Genomic DNA, 17,676 nt, shown 5'->3' on the forward strand with positions numbered 1-17,676 from the left:
TCCTGTCCGTCCTGCCTAGCGTGGCCACAGCGCCCACAGCTGCAGCGGCTGTTTCAGACCCGCTGCCAGGGACAGCGCATCGTCGCCCCAGCCGGTGAAGTAGTCGGCCCGCACCGCGCCCACGATGGCGCTGCCGGTGTCCTGGGCCAGCACCAGCTTGTTGAAACGCCCGGCCGGGCCCTGGGTGCTGAGCCACACCGGCGTGCCGTAGGGCACGCTGCCGGGGTCGACCGCGATGGAGCGCCCGGGCGTGAGGGCCACGCCCTGGGCGCCGCGCGGGCCGAACTGGGCATCGAGATCGCTCATGGCTTCCTCGCGGAAGAAGACGTAGCGCGGGTTGCTCGCCAGCAGTTCGTTCACGCGCTGCGGGTTGGCACGGACCCAGGCCTTGGTGGCTCCGGGCCAGGGGGTGATGGGCACGCCTTGCTGCTGCAGCCAGGTGTTGATGCTGCGGTAGGGCTGGCCGTTGGTGCCGGCGAAGGCCACGCGCACCGTCGACACGGTGCGGCCGTCCTGCTGGATCTGCAGCCGGCCGGAGCCCTGGATGTGCAGCAGCATGGCGTCGATGGGGTCGGCCAGCCAGGCGATTTCCTGGCCGCGCAGCGCGGCCTGGGCCTGGGGCAGGTTGCCGATGTCCTCGCGGCTGAACCAGGGCTGGCCGTTGCGCAAGCCGGCCGGCAGGCGGTGCAGGGGCCAGGCGTATTCGGCGCTGGGCGTGCGGCTGGCCTTGAGCGTGGGCTCGTAGTACCCGGTGAGCAGGCCGCTGGGGTTGCCGTCGCTGGCGGTGATGCGGTAGGGCTGCAGGCGCTGTTCGATGAAGCGGCGCTGTTCCTCGGCCGTCGCGATCGACAGGCGGCGCACCTCGCCACACAACGCGCCCACCGTGGGGGCGGGGCGTTCACAGCTGCGAAGCCAGGCGTTCCAGGCCTCGTGCAGGGCGTCCTGGCCCCAGCCGGGCAGCTCGCTCCAGCGCACCGGCACCCACTGGCTCTTGGCGCGTGCCAGGGGGGCGACGCCGGGGAGACCGTCGTCCATGGGGGGCGGGCTGACCGGCGGCTGTGTCCCGGCCGGTGGGGCCGGCGCGCGTGGGGGCTCTGGCAGCGGGACGGTGGTGCAGGCGGCCAGCGTTCCTACAATCGCCACCACCGCCCATTTTGTCAGCGCCCAGGCGCGCGCCTCTGTCATGATCCTGCTGTTGCTCGAAGCCCTGGGGGCCTTGCTGATTTTGTTGTTCATCGTCTGGTGGACCATGTTCTCCGGGCGCCAGAAAGGCGAATTGCCGCCCGAGGATGCCGACGACAAAGGGGACGGCCCGCCGCGCTGAGTTCAGCTCTCCACATCGCGCAGCATGTTGGCCAGTTCCACCGCCGACCTGACGTTCATCTTGTCGAACACGCGCGAGCGGTGCACCTCCACCGTGCGCACGCTGATGCCGAGCTGATCGGCCACCAGCTTGTTGGGCAAGCCGGCCACCACGCGCTGCATCACGTCGCGTTCGCGCTCGGTCAGGCTGGCCATGCGGGCCTGGTGGTCGCGCCGCACCTGGCGCAGCGCGATGGCTTCGCTCGACGCCTGCAGCGCCTGTTCGATGCGATCGACCAGGGCGTTGTCGGAAAAGGGCTTTTCGCAGAAATCGAAAGCGCCGCGCTTGACCGCGTCCACCGCGGTGGGCACATCGGCGTGGCCCGATAGAAATATCACCGGCAACACGCTGCGCCAGGGCTGGGCCAGCAGCTGTTCGAACAGGGTCAGGCCGCTCATGCCGGGCATGCGCACGTCCAGCAGCAGGCAGACCGGGTCGGAGGGTTCGTTGTGCCAGCTTTGGGCTTCGGCCCAGAAGGCGTCGGCGCTGGCATAACACTCGCTCAGCAGGCGGCGGGTGCGCAGCAGCCACGACAAGGCATCGCGAACACTGGCATCGTCGTCGACGATGAAGACTCGGGCGCGCTGGGGCAGGTTCATGGCGGGGCGATCATAGCGCTGGCGGGGCCGGCCAGGGCGCGCGGGGCCGAGGTGGCCACCGGCAGCGTGAAGCGGAACACCGTGCCCCGGGGCTCGGCGGGGCCGTGGGCCAGCGCGCCGCCGTGTTGTTCGACCACGGTGCGGCACAGACTCAGGCCCAGACCCATGCCCTCGGCCTTGGTGGTGAAAAAGGGCGTGAACAGGCGCGCCGCGACCTCGTCCGACAGACCTTGCCCGTGGTCGGTGATGGCGAATTCGACCCAGCGCTTGGTGCCGGCCACCGAGGGCGAGGCCCGCACCGGACCCACCTCCAGCGTGAGCGTGCGCAGCCCACTGGTGGCGGTGGGGTCGCCTTCGGGCATGGCCTGCATGCCGTTGCGCGCCAGGTTGAGCAGCACCTGTTCGACCATGGTGCGGTCGCACAGCACGGGCGGACAGCCGTCGGCCACGGTGGCCAGCACGCGGATGCCGAGCTTGCGTGCCTGCAGGTGCACCAGCGGCATGATGGCGTCGAGCAGTGCCTGCGGCGCCACCGGCTCGCGCACCTGCTCGCGCCGGCGCACCAGGTCGGCCACGCTTTTGATCACCCGGGCAGCGCGTTCGGCTTGCTCGACGATGCGCTGCATGGCCTGGCCGAGGTCGCGCGCCAGTTCCGGGTCGGTGCCGGGCAGGGCCTGCTGCTGGGCCGACTGCATGAGGTTGAGCGCACCGCTGGCGTAGCTGGACATCGCGGCCAGCGGCTGGTTGAGTTCGTGGCTCAGCAGCGAGGCCATCTCGCCCACCATGGCCAGCCGCGCGGTGGCCTGCAGGCGTTCCTGGCTGGCGCGCGAGAGTTCCTCCACCCGGCGCTGTTCGCTCAGGTCCAGCACGGCGCTCATCCACCCGGTCTGCTGGCTCTGGGCATTGACCAGCGGGGCTTCGATGATGAGCACCGGGAATCGGCTGCCGTCGGGCCGCATGAACACCGACTCGAAACCCTCGCGTGGCAGCGTCATGCCGGCCAGGCGCACGGCCTGGCGCTGGTGGTATTCGTCCATCAGGTCTGGCGGCCAGTAGGGTGCCGGCGTGCCTCGGCCCAGCAGCTGGTCGGCGCTCAGCCCCACCATCTGGCAGAAGGCCGGGTTGACGTAGGTGATGCGGCCGTCCATGTCGCGCGCGCGCAGCCCGGTGAACAGCGAGTCCTCCATCGCGTTGCGAAAGGCCAGCGCCTTGGCCAGCTCGCTTTCGACCCGCATGCGCCGGCGCATGTCGCGCCCAAGCAGGCCCAACACCGCCATCAGGGCCACCGCCAGCGCGCTCACCAGCGCGGTCAGCACATTGGGAAAGAGGCGCGGCGCGTCGCGCGGGCTTTCCAGGCGCACCATCATGGTGACGCCGGGCAGGTCCAGCAGGTGGGTGGCGTGCATGGCGCGGCGCCGGCCGGTGATGCTGCCGTACATGGACAGGCGGGTGCCGTCCACCTCGGTCAGCGCCACCGCCTTGCTGCGCAGCGAGTCCTTGTTGGGGAATTCGCTGAGCATGCCCAGCAGCGAGTAGGTCGCGACCAGGAAGCCGTCGGCCTGCGCGGCGTTGTACAGCGGCACACACAGTTCCATGAGTTCCAGGCCCAGGCCCTGCGGGATGGGCCAGAAGTAGCTGGGCGCGTAGGCCGGCGAGTTGATGCGCCGCGCATTGGTGCAGGCCTGCCGCACATCGGCCATGGACTGCTCGCGCTGCGCCACCTCGAACAGCACCGGGTGGAAGGGGCTGTCGCGCGCGGCCAGCAGCCGCAGCTGGTTGTCGCGCCATTCCAGGCGCACCAGTTCGCGGTGCTGGCCCAGCAGCCCGGCCGCCAGCGGCTCCCACGCCTCGGTCCCCGGGCGCTGGGTGTGCAGCGATTGCAGTGTCTGCACGTTGCGCAGCAGGTTGCCCCGGATGTCGGCGCCCAGGGCGGACGCTTCCTGCTCCAGCGCGTCCATGCTGCGCACTTCCTCGTACTCGCGGGCCAGGAAGACCAGGGTGACCAGCGTGACCCCCACCAGCAGGCACAGCAGCGCCCACAGCCGCCAGCGACGCGCCTGGCCCGGCCGTGGGTCCGGCGTCTGCGGCAGCCTCAAAGCTTGCGGTGTTCGAGCGCTGGCAGCTGGCGGCGCACCTGCTGCAGCCGCGCGCTGTCGAGGTCGCAGACCACCACGCCCGGGCCTTCGGCATGTTGGCCCAACACCTGGCCCCAGGGGTCGATGATCATGGTCTGCCCCCAGGTGCGGCGGCCGTTCTCGTGGTTGCCGCCCTGGGCGCTGGCGATCACATAGGCCTGGTTCTCGATGGCGCGCGCGCGCAGCAGCAGTTCCCAGTGGGCCTGGCCCGTGGTGTGGGTGAAGGCCGAGGGCACCACCAGCAGGTCGGCCTGGAGCTGGCGGTAGAGCTCGGGGAAGCGCAGGTCGTAGCAGACGCTCATGCCCACGCGCCAAGGCTGGCCGTTTTTTTCGCTCATGGTGAAGTGGGTCGGCGTGTCGCCGGCCACCAGCACGTTGGCCTCGTCGTAGCGTTCGCGCCCGTTGTCGTAGCGGAACAGGTGGATCTTGTCGTAGCGCGCGACACACTCGCCCTTGGGGTTGTAGGCCAGCGAGGCGTTGGCCGCGTGCTGCGGATCGTCGGTGGCCATGGGCAGGGTGCCGCCCACGATCCACAGGCCCAGCTCGCGGGCGCTGTCCTGCAGGAAGGCCTGCACCGTGCCCAGGCCGGGTGTTTCGGCCAGCACCAGCTTGTCGCGGTCGTTGGCACCCATGAAGCAGAAATACTCGGGCAGGACGGCGAGTTCGGCGCCGGCCTGCGCGGCCTGGTCGAGCAGGGCATGGGCTTGCGACAGGTTGTGGTCCAGGCTGATGCCGGACACCATCTGCAGAGCGGCGGCTTTCATGGCGTGTGGGGCGTCGGTTGGATGATGGGGTTCATTGTGACGGAACTGGCGGCGTCGCAGGCGGCGACTTGCGAGGCACCCGCTCGACCTGCGGGTCGTCCCAGCGTCCGCTGATGTGGAATTGCTGCGTGGCCGCCTCCTGCAAGGGTTGGCGCAGCAGGAATTGGGCCAGGAAGGTGCCGATGCCGACGGCCGGATTGATGGCGCTGGCGATCAGCGAGGCGGTGCCGGCGCTGAGGTCGGGCACCACCACCGCGTGGATGTCCTGCGTCTCGCGGGCGATGTCGGCCTGGCCCTCCAGCAGCACGGCGGCGTTGACGCCCTTCATCTGCAGGTTGTTGGTGGTGGCCACGCCCTTGTCGATGCGGGCGTCGCCGCGCACGAAGTCGAAGGCAAAACCTTCGCTGAACACGTCCTTGAAGTCCAGCAGCAGGCGCCGCGGCAGGGCCTGCAGGCTGAGCACGCCCATGAGCTTGGCCAGGCCGGGGTCGGCCTTGAGGAACTGGCCGCGTTCGACGTCCAGCTTCATCTGGCCGGTCAGGCTGGGGTGGTCCAGCGCCAGCGGCGAGCCCAGCCAGCCCACCGTGCCACCGAGCTGGCCCTTGCCGCCGCGCACCACGCCGGCCATGCCGAAGCGCTCCAGCAGCTCGCCGGCGTCGCTCATGTCCAGCGTGAAGTTGAGCACCGTGCGCCGGGGCGCCGCGCTGGCGGCGCCTACCGTGGTCCAGTTGCCCGTGCCGCTCAGGCGGGCTTCCGGCACTTCCAGGCTGAAGCGGCTGAGCCGCCATTCGTTGTTGCCGTCGGTGCTGCGGTTGACCGCCTCCAGCTCCAGCTTGCCCAGCACGCGTGGCCCCAGTTCCAGCCGCTCGACCACCACATCCAGGGCCGGCACGCTGGTGGGTTGCTGACGCAACAGCTGGTCGACCTCGCTGGCGGCCGACTTCTCCAGCTTCAGGTGCGAGAGCCGGGCGAACACCCGGCCGGCCGTGCCGGTCGCGCCGCCCTCGGCCTCGCGGTATTCGATGCGGCCGCTCAGTTCGTCGGCATCGATGCGGGTACGCCACAGCCGGGCCTCGCGGCTGCCCTCGGCGCGCACACGGTGCAGCACCCGCTGCGCCACGGTCAGGCGCTCGATGTTCGCGCTGGCCTGGGTGGGCCCGTAGGCCTGGGAGGCGTTCAGCGTTGCATGGGTGGCACCCCCACCGGGCAGGCGGTCCAGCCAGCGTTCCCAGGCGTCGGCGTCCAGGGCCGGCAGGTTCACGCGCGCCAGCACGCCGCGCGGCGGCGGCGCCAGCGGGGCGCCTGCGCCGATGCCGAGGGCGCCACGCAGCACCCTGGGCTCGGCGCCCGACACGTCGCGCTCGTAGCGTGCCGACAGCAGGGGGCTGGCGGTGGTGCCCAGTTCCAGTGTCACCTGATCGCGTGCCAGCCCGCCTTCGGCGGCCAGCGGCGTGGTGTTCAGCCGCAGCGGCAGCGCCGTGGTGGCCGCCTTGTCCAGCGGCGCCGGCAGGGTGCTGGCCAGGCCTTGCAGGCTGCTGTTGAGCGTCAGTTCCGGTCGCCCGCCATCGACGAAGGCCAACTGGAGCTGGTAGGGCGCGCTGCCACTGAACGAGGGCAGCAGCGGGGCCAGCGCGGCCAGCTCGCGGGCCGAGCGCAGGCCGTCCACCGTGGCCTGTCCTTGTCCCTGGAAGGCGATGCGCGGCCGGCCGTCGGGGCCGGGGCGCATGCCACCGCCGAAGCGCAGCTCACCGCCATACACCCGCGCCACCGCCTGGGGCACCTCGAAGCCCTTTTCGCTGAACGACACCTGCGCGCTCGCGCGCGCCAGCAGGGGCGTGTCGGGGCTGAACTGGACGTCGTTGCCCGCCAGGGTGACACTGCCGGCCACCGTGGTGCTGGCCAGCGCGCCCAGGGGCAGCCCGAGCTTGAGCTGCAGATCGGCCGCGCCACCGAAACGTGCCGCCGCCAGCGCCTGGCCGGTCATCTCGGCCAGCGGCGAGCGGTTGACGAAGCCCAGCATGTCGTCGGCCACGCCGTTGGCCCGCAGGTTCACGCTCACCGTGCCCAGGCGGGTGTAGTTGTCCAGCCTGGCATCGGCCTTCTGGATGCGCACGCCGGGGCTGCCGGCGACGGTGCCTCGCACGTCGACCAGGCGCATGGACTCGCCCTCGATCAGGAACTGGCCCTGCAGCCCGCGCAGGCCCGGCCACGGCGGGGCGCCGGCCGCGGCCACCGAGGGCGGCACGTAGTCGAAGTCCACCCCCGACAGCGGGGCGCTGATGCGGAATTCACCGTCGGCGGCTTTGGCAAAGGGGAAGCGGTTGAGGTCGCCCTTGACGCGAAAGCGCGCGTTGTGCGCCTCGCCGCGAGGGATGGCCTCGCGCACGTAGCGGCGGGCGTCGGCGGCGATCTCCAGCGGCAGGTAGCGGTGCACCTGGGCGCCGTTGGCGCGCTCCAGCCGGGCGCTGAGGTCCAGCACGCCCGGCCAGCGGGGCTGGCGGGCCGTGCCCTGCCCGGTGTGCCAGTTCAGTTGCAGTTCGCCGGCCGCGTCGGCGTTGGCGAAGCGCAGCTGCGGCAGCTTGAGTTCGATGCGCTCACCGTCCAGCTTCCACGACACCGGGCCCTGCAGGCGGTCGACCTCGACCCGGGGCTGTTCGAACAGCCCCGGCCAGCTCAGGGCGCCCTCGCTGATGCTGAGTTGCAGCGTGCCCTGCGCCGGGCCCAGGTCGAAGTCGACCCCCGCGCCCTCGATGCCGGGGCGGCCCAGGGTGCCCACGGGGGCGTCGGCCGGCAGGCGGCCGGGTGCCACGGCCAGCCCGTCGACGCGGCCCTTGGCGTGCCAGCGGCTGGGCATCTCCTGGCTGGCCCAGGGGGTGCCGCTCCACCGCAGTTCCAGGTTGCTGATCAGGCCTTGCGGCTGGGCGACACCGAGTTCACGCCGCAGCGCCAGGGGCAGGGGCAGGTGCTCGGCCACCTCGTGCACCGCGTCCAGGTCGATGCGTTCGGCCTTCAGCTCGGTGTCGGCCTCGGCACCAAGGCGGGGCAGGTTGTGGGTCACGCTGAGCCGCCCGACCGACCAGGGCGTGCCGCCGGGGGTCTGCAGCTGCAGGTTGTCGGTGCCCACCTCCCAGCGCTGGGGCAGCCAGCGGGCCACCACCCGGCCGCTGAGCGCGGGCACCTCCAGGGCCGGCAAGGCGGGGTTGAGCTGCAGGCGCACCCGCTCCAGCGCGGTGTCGGCGGTGAGGGTGGCCAGGCTGCCGCGTTGCAGGTCGGCCCACAGGCGAAGCGCGCCGTGGCCCTGGTGCACCTGCAGCGCGGCCGCCTCGGGCACCGACACCTGCTGGCGCAGGCGCTGCAGGTCAACCCGGCCAAACTCGGCGAACAGGGTGCCATTCCATTCCTGCCAGTGGTTTTTCTGCCGCAGCGAGAAGGCCTGGCGGAAGTCGCCGCGCAGACTGAAGCGTTCCCCCCATTCCGGTGGCGGGGTGGCGTCCAGGCGCATCAGGTGGCGCCGCGCCGGGTTGCGCACCACAAGGTCGACGTCGGTGAGTTCGAGCGGCGGCTGAGACAGGCTTTCGTCCTGCCAGCGCAGCTGGCCGTTGCGGATGACGAACTCGGTCTGCGAGAAGAACCAGTCGCCCAGCGCGCCCTGGTCGTTGGCCTGTGCCGTGCTGAGGTCGAGCCCGGCCACGCGCCACTGGCCGTCGCGGGTGCGCCGCACGTCCAGGCTGGGGCGGTCGATCACCAACTGCTCGAAGCCCATGCGCCACAGCGAACGCACCGACAGCGCGGCCTGCACCAGCGGCAGGTGCAGGGCTTCGCGGCCCTCGCGGTCGTACAGGCGCACATCGCGCAGTTCGACAGCCGGGATGGCGCCGGTGGCGGTGGCCCGGATCTCGCCCACCCGCACAGGAGTCCCCAGCGCCCGGGTGGCGGCTTGCTCCAGCTGCGGACGCCATTCGCCGATTCGCGGCACAATCCAGCCGTGAAGGGCGCCCCAGCTCAGCGCAAACAGGCCCCAGGCCCCCAGCACCAGCCACCACAAGGCACGTGCGGTCCAGGTCAAGGCCCTCAGCGTGCGCGGGGGAGGAGGGGTCAAATCGTGTTGCATCAAGAACTCAAATTATGACGGTCGGAGATTGCACTGGCGGCGGGCACGCCGTGTTCACCACGCCTGCGCGTGCCGACCACTCGCGCTTTGTGCAGCGCGTGCGCCGCCGCTACGAAGCGCAGCTGGCCCGCCTGGCGCCCGGCGCGCCGACCCGCGAGCAACAACAGCAGACGCTGGCGACGCTGCTGGGCGGCGGCCTGGACCTGGCCTCGGCCCTGCGCGTGCTGCGCCAGCTGGTGATGGAGCGCCTGGTGGCGCTCGACTGCGAACAGGGCGCCGACCTGGCGGTCATCACGCGGGCCGTGACCGAGCTGGCCGAAATCGCGCTCGACCGCGCCAGCCTGCAGGCCGAGGCCGAACTGGACGAACTCCATGGCGCGCCCATGCACCTGGCGCCGCCCGCCACCGCGCCCACCCGGGCCCGCCTGTGGATCATCGGCATGGGCAAGCTGGGCGCGCGCGAGCTCAATGTCTCCAGCGACATCGACCTGATCTACGTCTACGACCACGACGGCGAGACGGCCGGCAACGCCCAGGGCCGCCACCGCATCTCCAACCACGAGTATTTCGGCAAGGCGGTCAAGCGCATCTACCAGCTGGTGGGCGACACCACCGAACACGGCAACGTGTTTCGCGTCGACCTGGCGCTGCGGCCCAACGGCAACTCGGGGCCGGCGGCGGTGTCGCTGGGCGCGCTGGAGGAGTATTTCCTGGTGCAGGGCCGCGAGTGGGAGCGTTTCGCCTGGCTCAAGAGCCGCGTGGTGGCGCCCCTGGCCGCGGTGCGCGACGGCACCGCCAGCGCGCTGCGCGGCGTGGTCCTGCCCTTCGTGTTCCGCCGCTACCTCGACTACAACGTCTTCGAATCGCTGCGCACCCTGCACCGGCAGATCCGCGAACACGCCTCCAAACGCGCCGCCGGCAACCCGGGCCGCGCCAACGACGTCAAGCTCTCGCGCGGCGGCATCCGCGAGATCGAGTTCACCGTGCAGCTGCTGCAGGTGGTGCGCGGCGGGCAGTTCCCCGAGCTGCGCACCCGGCCCACGCTGGACGCCATCGAGCGGCTGCAGCGCGCCAACCTCATGCCAGCCGACACCGCCCGCGCGCTGGCCGAGGCCTATGTGTTCCTGCGCCGGGTCGAACACCGCATCCAGTTCCTGGACGACCAGCAGACCCACCTGATGCCGGAGCGCGACGACGACCTGGCGTGGATGGCCCAGACCCTGGGCTTCACCAACACCTGTGCCTTCCTGCACCAGCTCGACGCCCACCGCGAGGCGGTGGCGCAGGAGTTCGACACCCTGCTGGGCGGCGCCACCAAGACCTGCAACGGCAAGGGTTGTGGTGGCCCGCGTGGCGGCGTGGACGACTTGCAGGCCGTGCTGCCTCAGCTGCCCGAGCGCCTGTCGGCCCGGGTGGCGCAATGGTGCGAAAACCCGCGCGTGGTGGCCTTGCGCGAGGACACCCGCTTGCGCCTGGTGCGCCTGGTGCAGCGCACCGGCGCCTGGGTGGAGGAGGGCCGCGTGACCGAAGAGGCCGCGCTGCGCCTGGTCGACTGGCTCGACGCCCTGCTGAGGCGCGAAAGCTACCTCGCCCTGCTGCAGGAGCGCCCTTCGGTGCACGAACGCCTGCTGCGCCTGCTGGGCGCGGCCAGGTGGCCGGCACGCTACCTGCAGAAACACCCGGGCGTGATCGACGAGCTGGCCAGCCGGCAGCTGCTGACAGACCGTTTCGACGGGGCGCAGTTCGAGGCCGAGCTGGAGGCCCGGCTGGCGGCCCTCAAGAGCACCGGCGAGGACGACGAGGAAGCCCTGCTCAACCTGCTGCGCCGCGCCTGCCATGCCGAGGTCTTCCGAACGCTGGCGCGCGACGTGGAAGGCGTGCTGACGGTGGAGGACGTGGCCGATGACCTGAGCGCGCTGGCCGACACCGTGCTGCGCACCACGGTGCGCTGGTGCTGGGCACGCCTGAAGAACCGCCACCGCGACGTGCCGCAGTTCGCCATCATTGCCTACGGCAAGCTGGGCGGCAAGGAGCTGGGTTACGGCAGCGACCTCGACATCGTGTTTGTCTACGACGACGAGGACGAGCGCGCGCCCGAGGCCTACGCCGCCTTCGTGCGCAAGATCATCAACTGGCTGACGGTCAAGACCGGCGAGGGCGACCTGTTCGAGATTGACACCGCGCTGCGGCCCAACGGCAGCTCCGGCCTGCTGGTCACCAGCTTCGAGGCCTACGCCAACTACCAGCAGCAGCGCGGCAGCAACACCGCCTGGACCTGGGAGCACCAGGCCATCACGCGCGCCCGGCACGTGGTGGGCGATGCCGCGCTGGCGGCCCGTTTTGACGCCGTGCGCGAGGCCGTCATCACCGCACCGCGCGACGTGGCGTCGCTGTCCGAAGAGATCCGTGCCATGCGCGACAAGGTGCGCGCCGCCCACCCGGTGCGTGGTGAGGGTTTCGACGTCAAGCACAGCCCCGGCGGCATGGTCGACGTCGAGTTCGTGGTGCAGTTCCTGGTGCTGTCGCAGTCGCGCGCCCACCCGGCCTTGCGTGCCAACCGCGGCAACATCGCCCTGCTGCAGATGGCCGAAGCCGCCGGGTTGCTGCCCGCTGGCATGGGCGAGGCGGCGGCGGCGGCCTACCGCACGCTGCGGCAGATGCAGCACCGCGCGCGCCTCGACGAGGCCCCCACCCAGGTGGCGCCCGAGGACGTGGCCCAGGAGGCCGCGGCCGTGCGCGCCCTGTGGCAACACGTGTTTGCCAGCCACTGACCGCGCGCGTGAGAAGCCTGCCCGCCATCCGCACCGTCGGCCGCGAGTGGCTGGTGCTGTGTGGGCTGCATGGTGTTGCCAGCATGTTGTGCTGGTGGTGGTTCGAGTCCTCGCTGCGGCTGCTGGTCTGGCGGGTGGACGACTGGGACCAGCGCTGGTGGACCCTGTGGACCACCGCCTGGGTGCACACCAACACGCCCCACCTCATCACCAACCAGATGTCGCTGGGCCTGCTGACCGCCTTCGCGTGGCGGGTGCGGCCCGACCGCTGGTGTGCCCTGGCCTGGTTTCTCGCCTGGCCGCTGGCCTACCTGGCCGTCGCCTGGTGGCCCCAGGTCGGCCATGTGATGGGGCTGGCCGGGCTGCTGCACGCCGCGTTGGCGGTGATGGCGGTGCACCTGCTGCTGCAGCGCCTGCCGGTGCCGCAGGCGCGGCGCTGGGGGGTGCTGCTGGCGGTGTGCCTGCTGGGCAAGCTGGTGCTGGAACAGGCCTGGAGCCGCCCCGTGGTGTGGGACGGCGTCAACGACATGTCGGTGGTGCAGGCGGCCTGGCTCGGGGGCGCGCTGGCGGGCGCCGCGCTGGGCGCCCTCACCGCCTGGGCGGCGCTGCTGCTGGAGCGCCTGCAGGCCAGGCCTTGACGCGCACCGAGTGTCAGGTGGCTGCCGGGGCGGCCAGGTGGCTGCTCATTTCCTTGCGGAAGCGGTTGAGCTCCTGCACGGTCTTGAAGCTGCGGTCCATGAGCAGGCTCATGTTGTGCAGGATGCGCTCGACCACCTTGGTCTCCCACACCGCGTCGAAGGCGATCTGCTTGTCCAGCCAGTGCTCCAGCCACTCGGGGTCGGGCAGCCGGCTCTGGATGGTGTCGCGGGGGAACAAGGCCTTGTTCACGTGCAGGTTGGTGGGGTGCAGCGCCTGCGCGGTGCGCCGGGCGCTGGCCATCAGCACGCCCACTTTGGCGAACGAGGCGCGGGCCTCGTCGCCGAACTTGGCGATGGCGCGTTTCATGTAGCGCAGGTAGGCGCCGCCATGGCGGGCCTCGTCCTGGCTCAGCGTGGTGTAGATGTGCTTGATCACCGGCTCGGTGTGCCATTCCGAGGCCCGGCGGTACCAGTGGTTGAGCCGGATTTCGCCGCAGAAGTGCAGCATCAGCGTTTCGAGCGCCGGCGCCGGGTCGAAGTCGAAGCGGATCTCGTGCAGCTCGTCCTCGGTCGGGGCCAGCTCGGGGCGGAAGCGGCGCAGGTACTCCATCAGCACCAGGGAGTGTTTCTGCTCCTCGAAAAACCAGATCGACATGAAGGCCGAGAAATCGGAGTCGTCGCGGTTGTCGCGCAGGAACATCTCGGTGGCCGGCAGCGCCGCCCACTCGGTGATGGCGTTCATCTTGATGGTCTGAGCCTGTTCGTCGCTCAGCTGGCTGGCATCGAAGCGGTCCCAGGGGATGTCCTTGTCCATGTCCCAACGGACGGATTCGAGTTGTTTGAACAGTTCAGGGTAAAGCATGTCAACCTCTTGCGGTGCGTGCACCGTGCAGACGGCGATTTTAGGTGCTGCACTCCAAAACACCTCGACAACCTCAGCTTTGCCCGCCGTGTGGAACGGACTTCCGTGCCAGCTGTCACCATCGCTGTTTCGGCTTTCAGGAGAGCAGACATGACTTCACGACGGATTTTCAGCGGCCTGGGCGTGCTGGCGGCACTGGTGACCCTGGTGGGTCCGGCACAGGCGCAAACCGGCAAGGCGAGCGCGCCCCAGGCGACCGCGGCAGGGGCCTGCGCGCCGCTGTGGCGGCACACCATCGACCGCCTGCAAGACGAAAAGCCGCAGGACCTGTGCCAGTACAGCGGACGGGTGGTGCTGGTCATCAACACCGCCAGCAAATGTGGTTTTGCGCCGCAGTACGAGGGGCTGGAGGCGCTGTACCGCCGCTACAAGGACCGCGGCTTTGTGGTGCTGGGTTTTCCCAGCAACGACTTCGGCCGCCAGGAGCTGGACAACAACACCGCCATCGCCGACTTCTGTGAAAACACCTACGGCGTGCAGTTCCCCATGTTCGTCAAGACCTCGGTCGCCGGCGCCGGGGCCCACCCGCTGTACCGCGAGCTGGCGCAGCGCACCGGACAGCGGCCGCGCTGGAACTTTCACAAGTACCTGGTGGCGCGCGATGGTCAGACCATCAAGGCCTACGCCAGCGCGGTGGAGCCACAAGACCCTGCATTCGTCAGGGAGATCGAGCGAATGTTGTCGACAGCGAAGTGACCGAGAGGTCAAAATGTGACCGTTCAGTATTTTTGTGTCTCGATAGTTTATTTCGAGGCCGAACGGTCATGGAGGCTTCATGTGCGGCATTTCTGGGAACTTTGAGGCCTCTGGCCGCCTCCATCGCCGCGACACGGTTTTAGTACTGCACAGAGGCGGTGTCGGTCCGATCGGCACCGAAACCCCGAGGCGCTTCTCCTCCTCCATCCCTCCCCCCTTCGTTTCGGGGCGCTGCGCAGTACGTTCTTCCAGGCGGCAGGGGGTCTGACATGTACGCAGATCCCCGCCAACTCCCTGCGCGTGAGGCCGGCCGCCGCCCGCGCATCGCGGTGGTCGGTGCCGGCATTGCCGGCCTGGCCGCCGCGCACGCCCTGCGCGCCGAGGCCGATACCACCCTGTTCGAGGCCAGCGCCAGCTTTGGCGGTCACGCCCACACGGTCGACATCACCCTGCCCACCCGTCAGGGCCTGGTCACCCACGGCGTGGACACCGGCTTTCTGGTGCTCAACGAACGCACCTACCCGAACCTGCTGACGCTGTTCGCCGAACTGGGCGTGGACATCGCGTCTTCGGACATGTCGTTTTCGGTGCAGGCTGCGGGCGCCGCCGGCGCGCCGCCGTTGGAGTGGAGTGGCAGCAGCCTGGACACGGTGTTTGCCCAACGCGCCAACCTGTTCAGGCCTGCCTTTCTGCGCATGCTGCTCGACATCCTTCGCTTCAACCGCCTGTGCACGGGCCTGGCCAACAGCCAGGAGGACAGCGCGCCCGACGGCCGCCTGTGGATGCCGCTGGGCGAGTTCCTGCGCCAGCAGCGCTTCAGCGACGCTTTCTGCCACGACTATTTTCTGCCCATGATGGCCTGCATCTGGAGCTGCCCGGCCGAACAGATGCTGCAGTTTCCGGTGGCCGCCATGGTGCGTTTCTGCCACAACCACGGCCTGCTGCAGGTCAGCGACCGCCCGCAGTGGTTCACCGTGCGCGGGGGTTCGCGCCATTACGTCGACAAGATCGTCGCCGGCCTGAGCGACGCGCGGCGCAACACCCCGGTGCGTGCACTGCGGCGCGATGCCGAGGGCGTCAGCGTGGTGACCGATGGCCGCGAGGAACGCTTCGACCACCTGGTGCTGGCCTGCCACAGCGACCAGGCGCTGGCCTTGTTGGGCGAGGGCGCCACGGCGGACGAACGTGCGGTGCTGGGCGCCATCCGCTACCAGCCCAATCGGGCCGTGCTGCACACCGACGCCTCGGTGTTGCCCACCCGCCGCAAGGCCTGGGCGGCCTGGAACCACGAGCGCGCTGCCCGCGGCCGCGACCCCCACGCCCGGGTCTGCCTGCATTACCTGCTGAACCGCTTGCAGCCCCTGCCCTTTGAGCAGCCGGTGCTGGTCTCGCTCAATCCGCTGCGCGAGATCGCGCCGCACACCGTGCTGGGCGAATACGACTACGCCCACCCGGTGTTCGACCTCGCCGCCATGTCGGCGCAGCAGCGCATTCCGGCCATGCAAGGGATGTTGCACACCCATTTCGCCGGCGCCTGGTGTGGCTACGGTTTCCACGAGGACGGCCTCAAGGCCGGCCTGCAGGCCGCGGCCGATATCCTGCGCGTGTTCGCGCCAGCCGCCGGGGCGCGGTCATGAGCGACACCCCGGCCCGGGCGATGATCGGCTTTGGCCAGGTGCGCCACACGCGCCTGAGGCCACGCCGCAACGCCTTCGCCTACCCGACCTACTTCCTCATGCTGCCGCTGCGCAGCCTGCGTGCGCACGGTGACGGCGCGCTGGCGCGCAACCGGTACGCGGCGCTGGCCTTCCACGACCGCGACCACGGCGATGGCCGCGGCGACTGCCTGGCCTGGCTGGACGAGATGCTGCGTGCCCAGGGCATCGCCGACGCCCTCGGCGAAGTCTGGCTGCACACCTACCCCAGGGTGTTGGGACACACCTTCAAGCCGGTCAGCTTCTGGTATTGCCACCGCAGCGACGGCAGCCTGCGCGCGGTGGTGGCCGAGGTCAACAACACCTTCGGCGAGCGCCATTGCTACCTGCTCGACGCGCCCCGGTACGGGGTGCCGGTCACGGCCGACAAGGTGTTCCACGTTTCACCCTTCTGCTCGGTGCAGGGCGAGTACCGCTTCGTCTTCATGCGTTGCCAGCACCGTGGCCGTGAGCACACCGTGGTCCGCATCGACCACGATGACGTGCCCGGGGCCGCGCAGGGCCCGCTGATCCAGACCAGCGTGAGCGGCACGCTGCTGCCACTGGATGCGACGCAGACCCGCCGCGCACTGTGGCGCCACCCGGCCATGACGTTGGGTGTGGTGGCGCGCATCCACTGGCAGGCGCTGCGCCTGTTCGTGCTCAAAGGCCTGCCCTATTTCCGCAAGCCGACGCCGCCCCAGGCCTTTGTCACGCCTGGCCGCGGCACCGGCTGATCCCTGCCCACATGGACCCCATGCCCATGACTTCCAGCACCACTGCCCCGTTTGCGCTGCCCGCCGGCGCTCCCGCCGCCGCAGCAGCCACGCTGCGTCTGTTGCAGCGCCTGCGCCACGGCCACCTCACGGTCCAACTGCCCGACGGTTCGTTCCAGCAGTTCGGGCAGCACGGCGGACCCAGCGCCACGCTGTGCCTGCACAACTGGCATGTGTGCCAGGCCGCGCTCAAATCGGGCGACATCGGCTTTGCCGAGAGCTACATCGCCGGCGACTGGAGCACGCCCCAGTTGGCCGACCTGTTGCGGCTGCTGTTGCTCAACCGGCGCGAGATCGAGGACGTGGTCTACGGCACCTGGGTCGGTCGCCTCGCCTACCGGCTGCGCCACCTGCTCAACCGCAACACCAAGACCAACAGCCAGAAGAACATCCACGCCCACTATGACCTGGGCAACGATTTCTATGCGCTGTGGCTGGACGACACGATGAACTACTCGTCGGCCTGGTTCGAACACCCCGGCCAGGACATGCGCAGCGCGCAATGGGCCAAGGTGGACCGTGCCCTGCGCATGGCCCAGGTGCGCCCGGGTGACCGCGTGCTCGAGATCGGCTGTGGCTGGGGCGCCCTGGCCGAAGCCGCCACCACCCGCTTCAATGCCTCGGTGGTGGGCGTGACGCTGTCCACCGAGCAGTTGGCCTGGGCACAGCAGCGCATGGACCGCCTCGGCGCCGGCGGCCGCGCCGACCTGCGGCTGCAGGACTACCGCGACATCGACGATGGGCCCTTCGATGCGGTCTGCTCCATCGAGATGGTCGAGGCCGTGGGCCGCGAATACTGGCCCACTTACTTCCAGGGTGTGGCCCGCCTGCTCAAGCCCGGCGGCCGCGCCTGCATCCAGACCATCACCATTGCTGACGCGCTGTTCGAGCGCTACATCCGTGGCACCGACTTCATCCAGCAGTACATCTTCCCGGGTGGCTGCCTGCCCAGCCCGAGCGCGTTTCGCGCCCAGGCCGAGGCCGCCGGCCTGGTGGTGGAGGACGCCTTCGCCTTCGGCCCCGACTACGCCGAGACGCTGCGCCAGTGGCGCGAGCGCTTCCTGCACGAGGAGCCGCGGGTGCGCGAACTGGGCTTTGACGAACGTTTCCTGCGCATCTGGGCGTTCTACCTCGCCTATTGCGAGGCCGCGTTCGCCGAAGGCAACACCGACGTCATGCAGTTCACCCTGCGCAAGCCCCACTGAAT

At 70.1% G+C, this 17,676-nt stretch carries 13 protein-coding genes; 7 read left to right on the plus strand and 6 right to left on the minus strand.

Annotated elements, in window-relative coordinates; genetic code table 11:
* Positions 1-15: 15 nt before the first annotated feature.
* A complete protein-coding gene (gene mltA / locus AAHB17_RS17930; protein WP_342132063.1) occupies positions 16-1,035 on the minus strand; it encodes a murein transglycosylase A in 1,020 nt (339 codons plus the stop codon).
* A 148-nt stretch (positions 1,036-1,183) separates the two neighbouring features.
* Here mltA and AAHB17_RS17935 point away from each other — a divergent pair, with 148 nt between their 5' ends.
* Positions 1,184-1,324 carry a hypothetical protein gene (locus AAHB17_RS17935; RefSeq protein WP_342132065.1) on the plus strand — a complete coding sequence of 47 codons (141 nt, stop codon included), beginning with the start codon at positions 1,184-1,186 and terminating at the stop codon, positions 1,322-1,324.
* A 2-nt stretch (positions 1,325-1,326) separates the two neighbouring features.
* Here the strand turns inward: AAHB17_RS17935 and AAHB17_RS17940 are convergent, their stop codons facing one another.
* Genes AAHB17_RS17940 through AAHB17_RS17955 form a run of 4 tightly spaced genes read right to left on the minus strand, consistent with a single transcriptional unit; the run spans position 1,327 to position 8,972 of the window.
* Positions 1,327-1,962 (minus strand): response regulator transcription factor, encoded by a 636-nt coding sequence (locus AAHB17_RS17940; RefSeq protein WP_342132066.1) that lies wholly within the window; start codon positions 1,960-1,962, stop codon positions 1,327-1,329.
* The gene (locus AAHB17_RS17945) at positions 1,959-4,058 is read right to left on the minus strand and encodes a two-component system sensor histidine kinase NtrB (RefSeq protein ID WP_342132068.1); all 2,100 of its coding nucleotides are present in this window, start codon (positions 4,056-4,058) and stop codon (positions 1,959-1,961) included. Before AAHB17_RS17945 ends, AAHB17_RS17940 begins: the two co-directional genes overlap by 4 nt.
* Entirely contained in the window at positions 4,055-4,861 is an 807-nt protein-coding gene (locus tag AAHB17_RS17950; RefSeq protein WP_342132069.1) for a carbon-nitrogen hydrolase family protein, read from the minus strand. The genes AAHB17_RS17945 and AAHB17_RS17950 overlap by 4 nt, the downstream gene beginning before the upstream one ends.
* A 31-nt stretch (positions 4,862-4,892) precedes the next feature.
* The gene (locus AAHB17_RS17955) at positions 4,893-8,972 is read right to left on the minus strand and encodes a YhdP family protein (RefSeq protein ID WP_342132071.1); all 4,080 of its coding nucleotides are present in this window, start codon (positions 8,970-8,972) and stop codon (positions 4,893-4,895) included.
* 50 nt (positions 8,973-9,022) lie between these two features.
* On the opposite strand from AAHB17_RS17955, the gene glnE reads away from it, so the two are divergent.
* Positions 9,023-11,743, plus strand: coding sequence for a bifunctional [glutamate--ammonia ligase]-adenylyl-L-tyrosine phosphorylase/[glutamate--ammonia-ligase] adenylyltransferase (gene glnE, locus AAHB17_RS17960; protein WP_342132072.1), 2,721 nt, complete (start codon positions 9,023-9,025; stop codon positions 11,741-11,743).
* Between the two features lie 8 nt (positions 11,744-11,751).
* Positions 11,752-12,381: a rhomboid family intramembrane serine protease gene (locus AAHB17_RS17965; protein WP_342132073.1), complete on the plus strand. Its 630-nt coding sequence runs from the start codon at positions 11,752-11,754 to the stop codon at positions 12,379-12,381.
* Positions 12,382-12,394: 13 nt separating this feature from the next.
* Here the strand turns inward: AAHB17_RS17965 and AAHB17_RS17970 are convergent, their stop codons facing one another.
* Positions 12,395-13,243: a ferritin-like domain-containing protein gene (locus AAHB17_RS17970; RefSeq protein ID WP_342132074.1), complete on the minus strand. Its 849-nt coding sequence runs from the start codon at positions 13,241-13,243 to the stop codon at positions 12,395-12,397.
* Positions 13,244-13,393: 150 nt separating this feature from the next.
* Here AAHB17_RS17970 and AAHB17_RS17975 point away from each other — a divergent pair, with 150 nt between their 5' ends.
* From AAHB17_RS17975 to AAHB17_RS17990, 4 genes are all read left to right on the plus strand, one after another.
* Positions 13,394-13,999: a glutathione peroxidase gene (locus AAHB17_RS17975; protein ID WP_342132075.1), complete on the plus strand. Its 606-nt coding sequence runs from the start codon at positions 13,394-13,396 to the stop codon at positions 13,997-13,999.
* A gap of 269 nt (positions 14,000-14,268) precedes the next feature.
* Entirely contained in the window at positions 14,269-15,636 is a 1,368-nt protein-coding gene (locus AAHB17_RS17980) for an NAD(P)/FAD-dependent oxidoreductase (protein ID WP_342132077.1), read from the plus strand.
* Positions 15,633-16,430, plus strand: coding sequence for a DUF1365 domain-containing protein (locus AAHB17_RS17985; protein WP_342132080.1), 798 nt, complete (start codon positions 15,633-15,635; stop codon positions 16,428-16,430). The genes AAHB17_RS17980 and AAHB17_RS17985 overlap by 4 nt, the downstream gene beginning before the upstream one ends.
* 26 nt (positions 16,431-16,456) lie before the next feature.
* Complete coding sequence (locus AAHB17_RS17990) at positions 16,457-17,674, plus strand: cyclopropane-fatty-acyl-phospholipid synthase family protein (protein WP_342132083.1); 1,218 nt, start codon at positions 16,457-16,459, stop codon at positions 17,672-17,674.
* The last annotated feature ends 2 nt before the right edge of the window (positions 17,675-17,676 follow it).

It is taken from the genome of Hydrogenophaga sp. OTU3427, from assembly GCF_038440225.1.
Taxonomy (GTDB): domain Bacteria; phylum Pseudomonadota; class Gammaproteobacteria; order Burkholderiales; family Burkholderiaceae_C; genus Hydrogenophaga.

Excerpts from the sequence above, each read along its gene's own strand:
- mltA (WP_342132063.1), bottom strand. The coding sequence starts at position 1,035 with ATGGACGACGGTCTCCCCGGCGTCGCCCCCCTGGCACGCGCCAAGAGC.
- AAHB17_RS17935 (WP_342132065.1), top strand. The coding sequence starts at position 1,184 with ATGATCCTGCTGTTGCTCGAAGCCCTGGGGGCCTTGCTGATTTTGTTG.
- AAHB17_RS17940 (WP_342132066.1), bottom strand. The coding sequence starts at position 1,962 with ATGAACCTGCCCCAGCGCGCCCGAGTCTTCATCGTCGACGACGATGCC.
- AAHB17_RS17950 (WP_342132069.1), bottom strand. The coding sequence starts at position 4,861 with ATGAAAGCCGCCGCTCTGCAGATGGTGTCCGGCATCAGCCTGGACCAC.
- AAHB17_RS17955 (WP_342132071.1), bottom strand. The coding sequence starts at position 8,972 with ATGCAACACGATTTGACCCCTCCTCCCCCGCGCACGCTGAGGGCCTTG.
- AAHB17_RS17970 (WP_342132074.1), bottom strand. The coding sequence starts at position 13,243 with ATGCTTTACCCTGAACTGTTCAAACAACTCGAATCCGTCCGTTGGGAC.
- AAHB17_RS17975 (WP_342132075.1), top strand. The coding sequence starts at position 13,394 with ATGACTTCACGACGGATTTTCAGCGGCCTGGGCGTGCTGGCGGCACTG.
- AAHB17_RS17980 (WP_342132077.1), top strand. The coding sequence starts at position 14,269 with ATGTACGCAGATCCCCGCCAACTCCCTGCGCGTGAGGCCGGCCGCCGC.
- AAHB17_RS17985 (WP_342132080.1), top strand. The coding sequence starts at position 15,633 with ATGAGCGACACCCCGGCCCGGGCGATGATCGGCTTTGGCCAGGTGCGC.
- AAHB17_RS17990 (WP_342132083.1), top strand. The coding sequence starts at position 16,457 with ATGACTTCCAGCACCACTGCCCCGTTTGCGCTGCCCGCCGGCGCTCCC.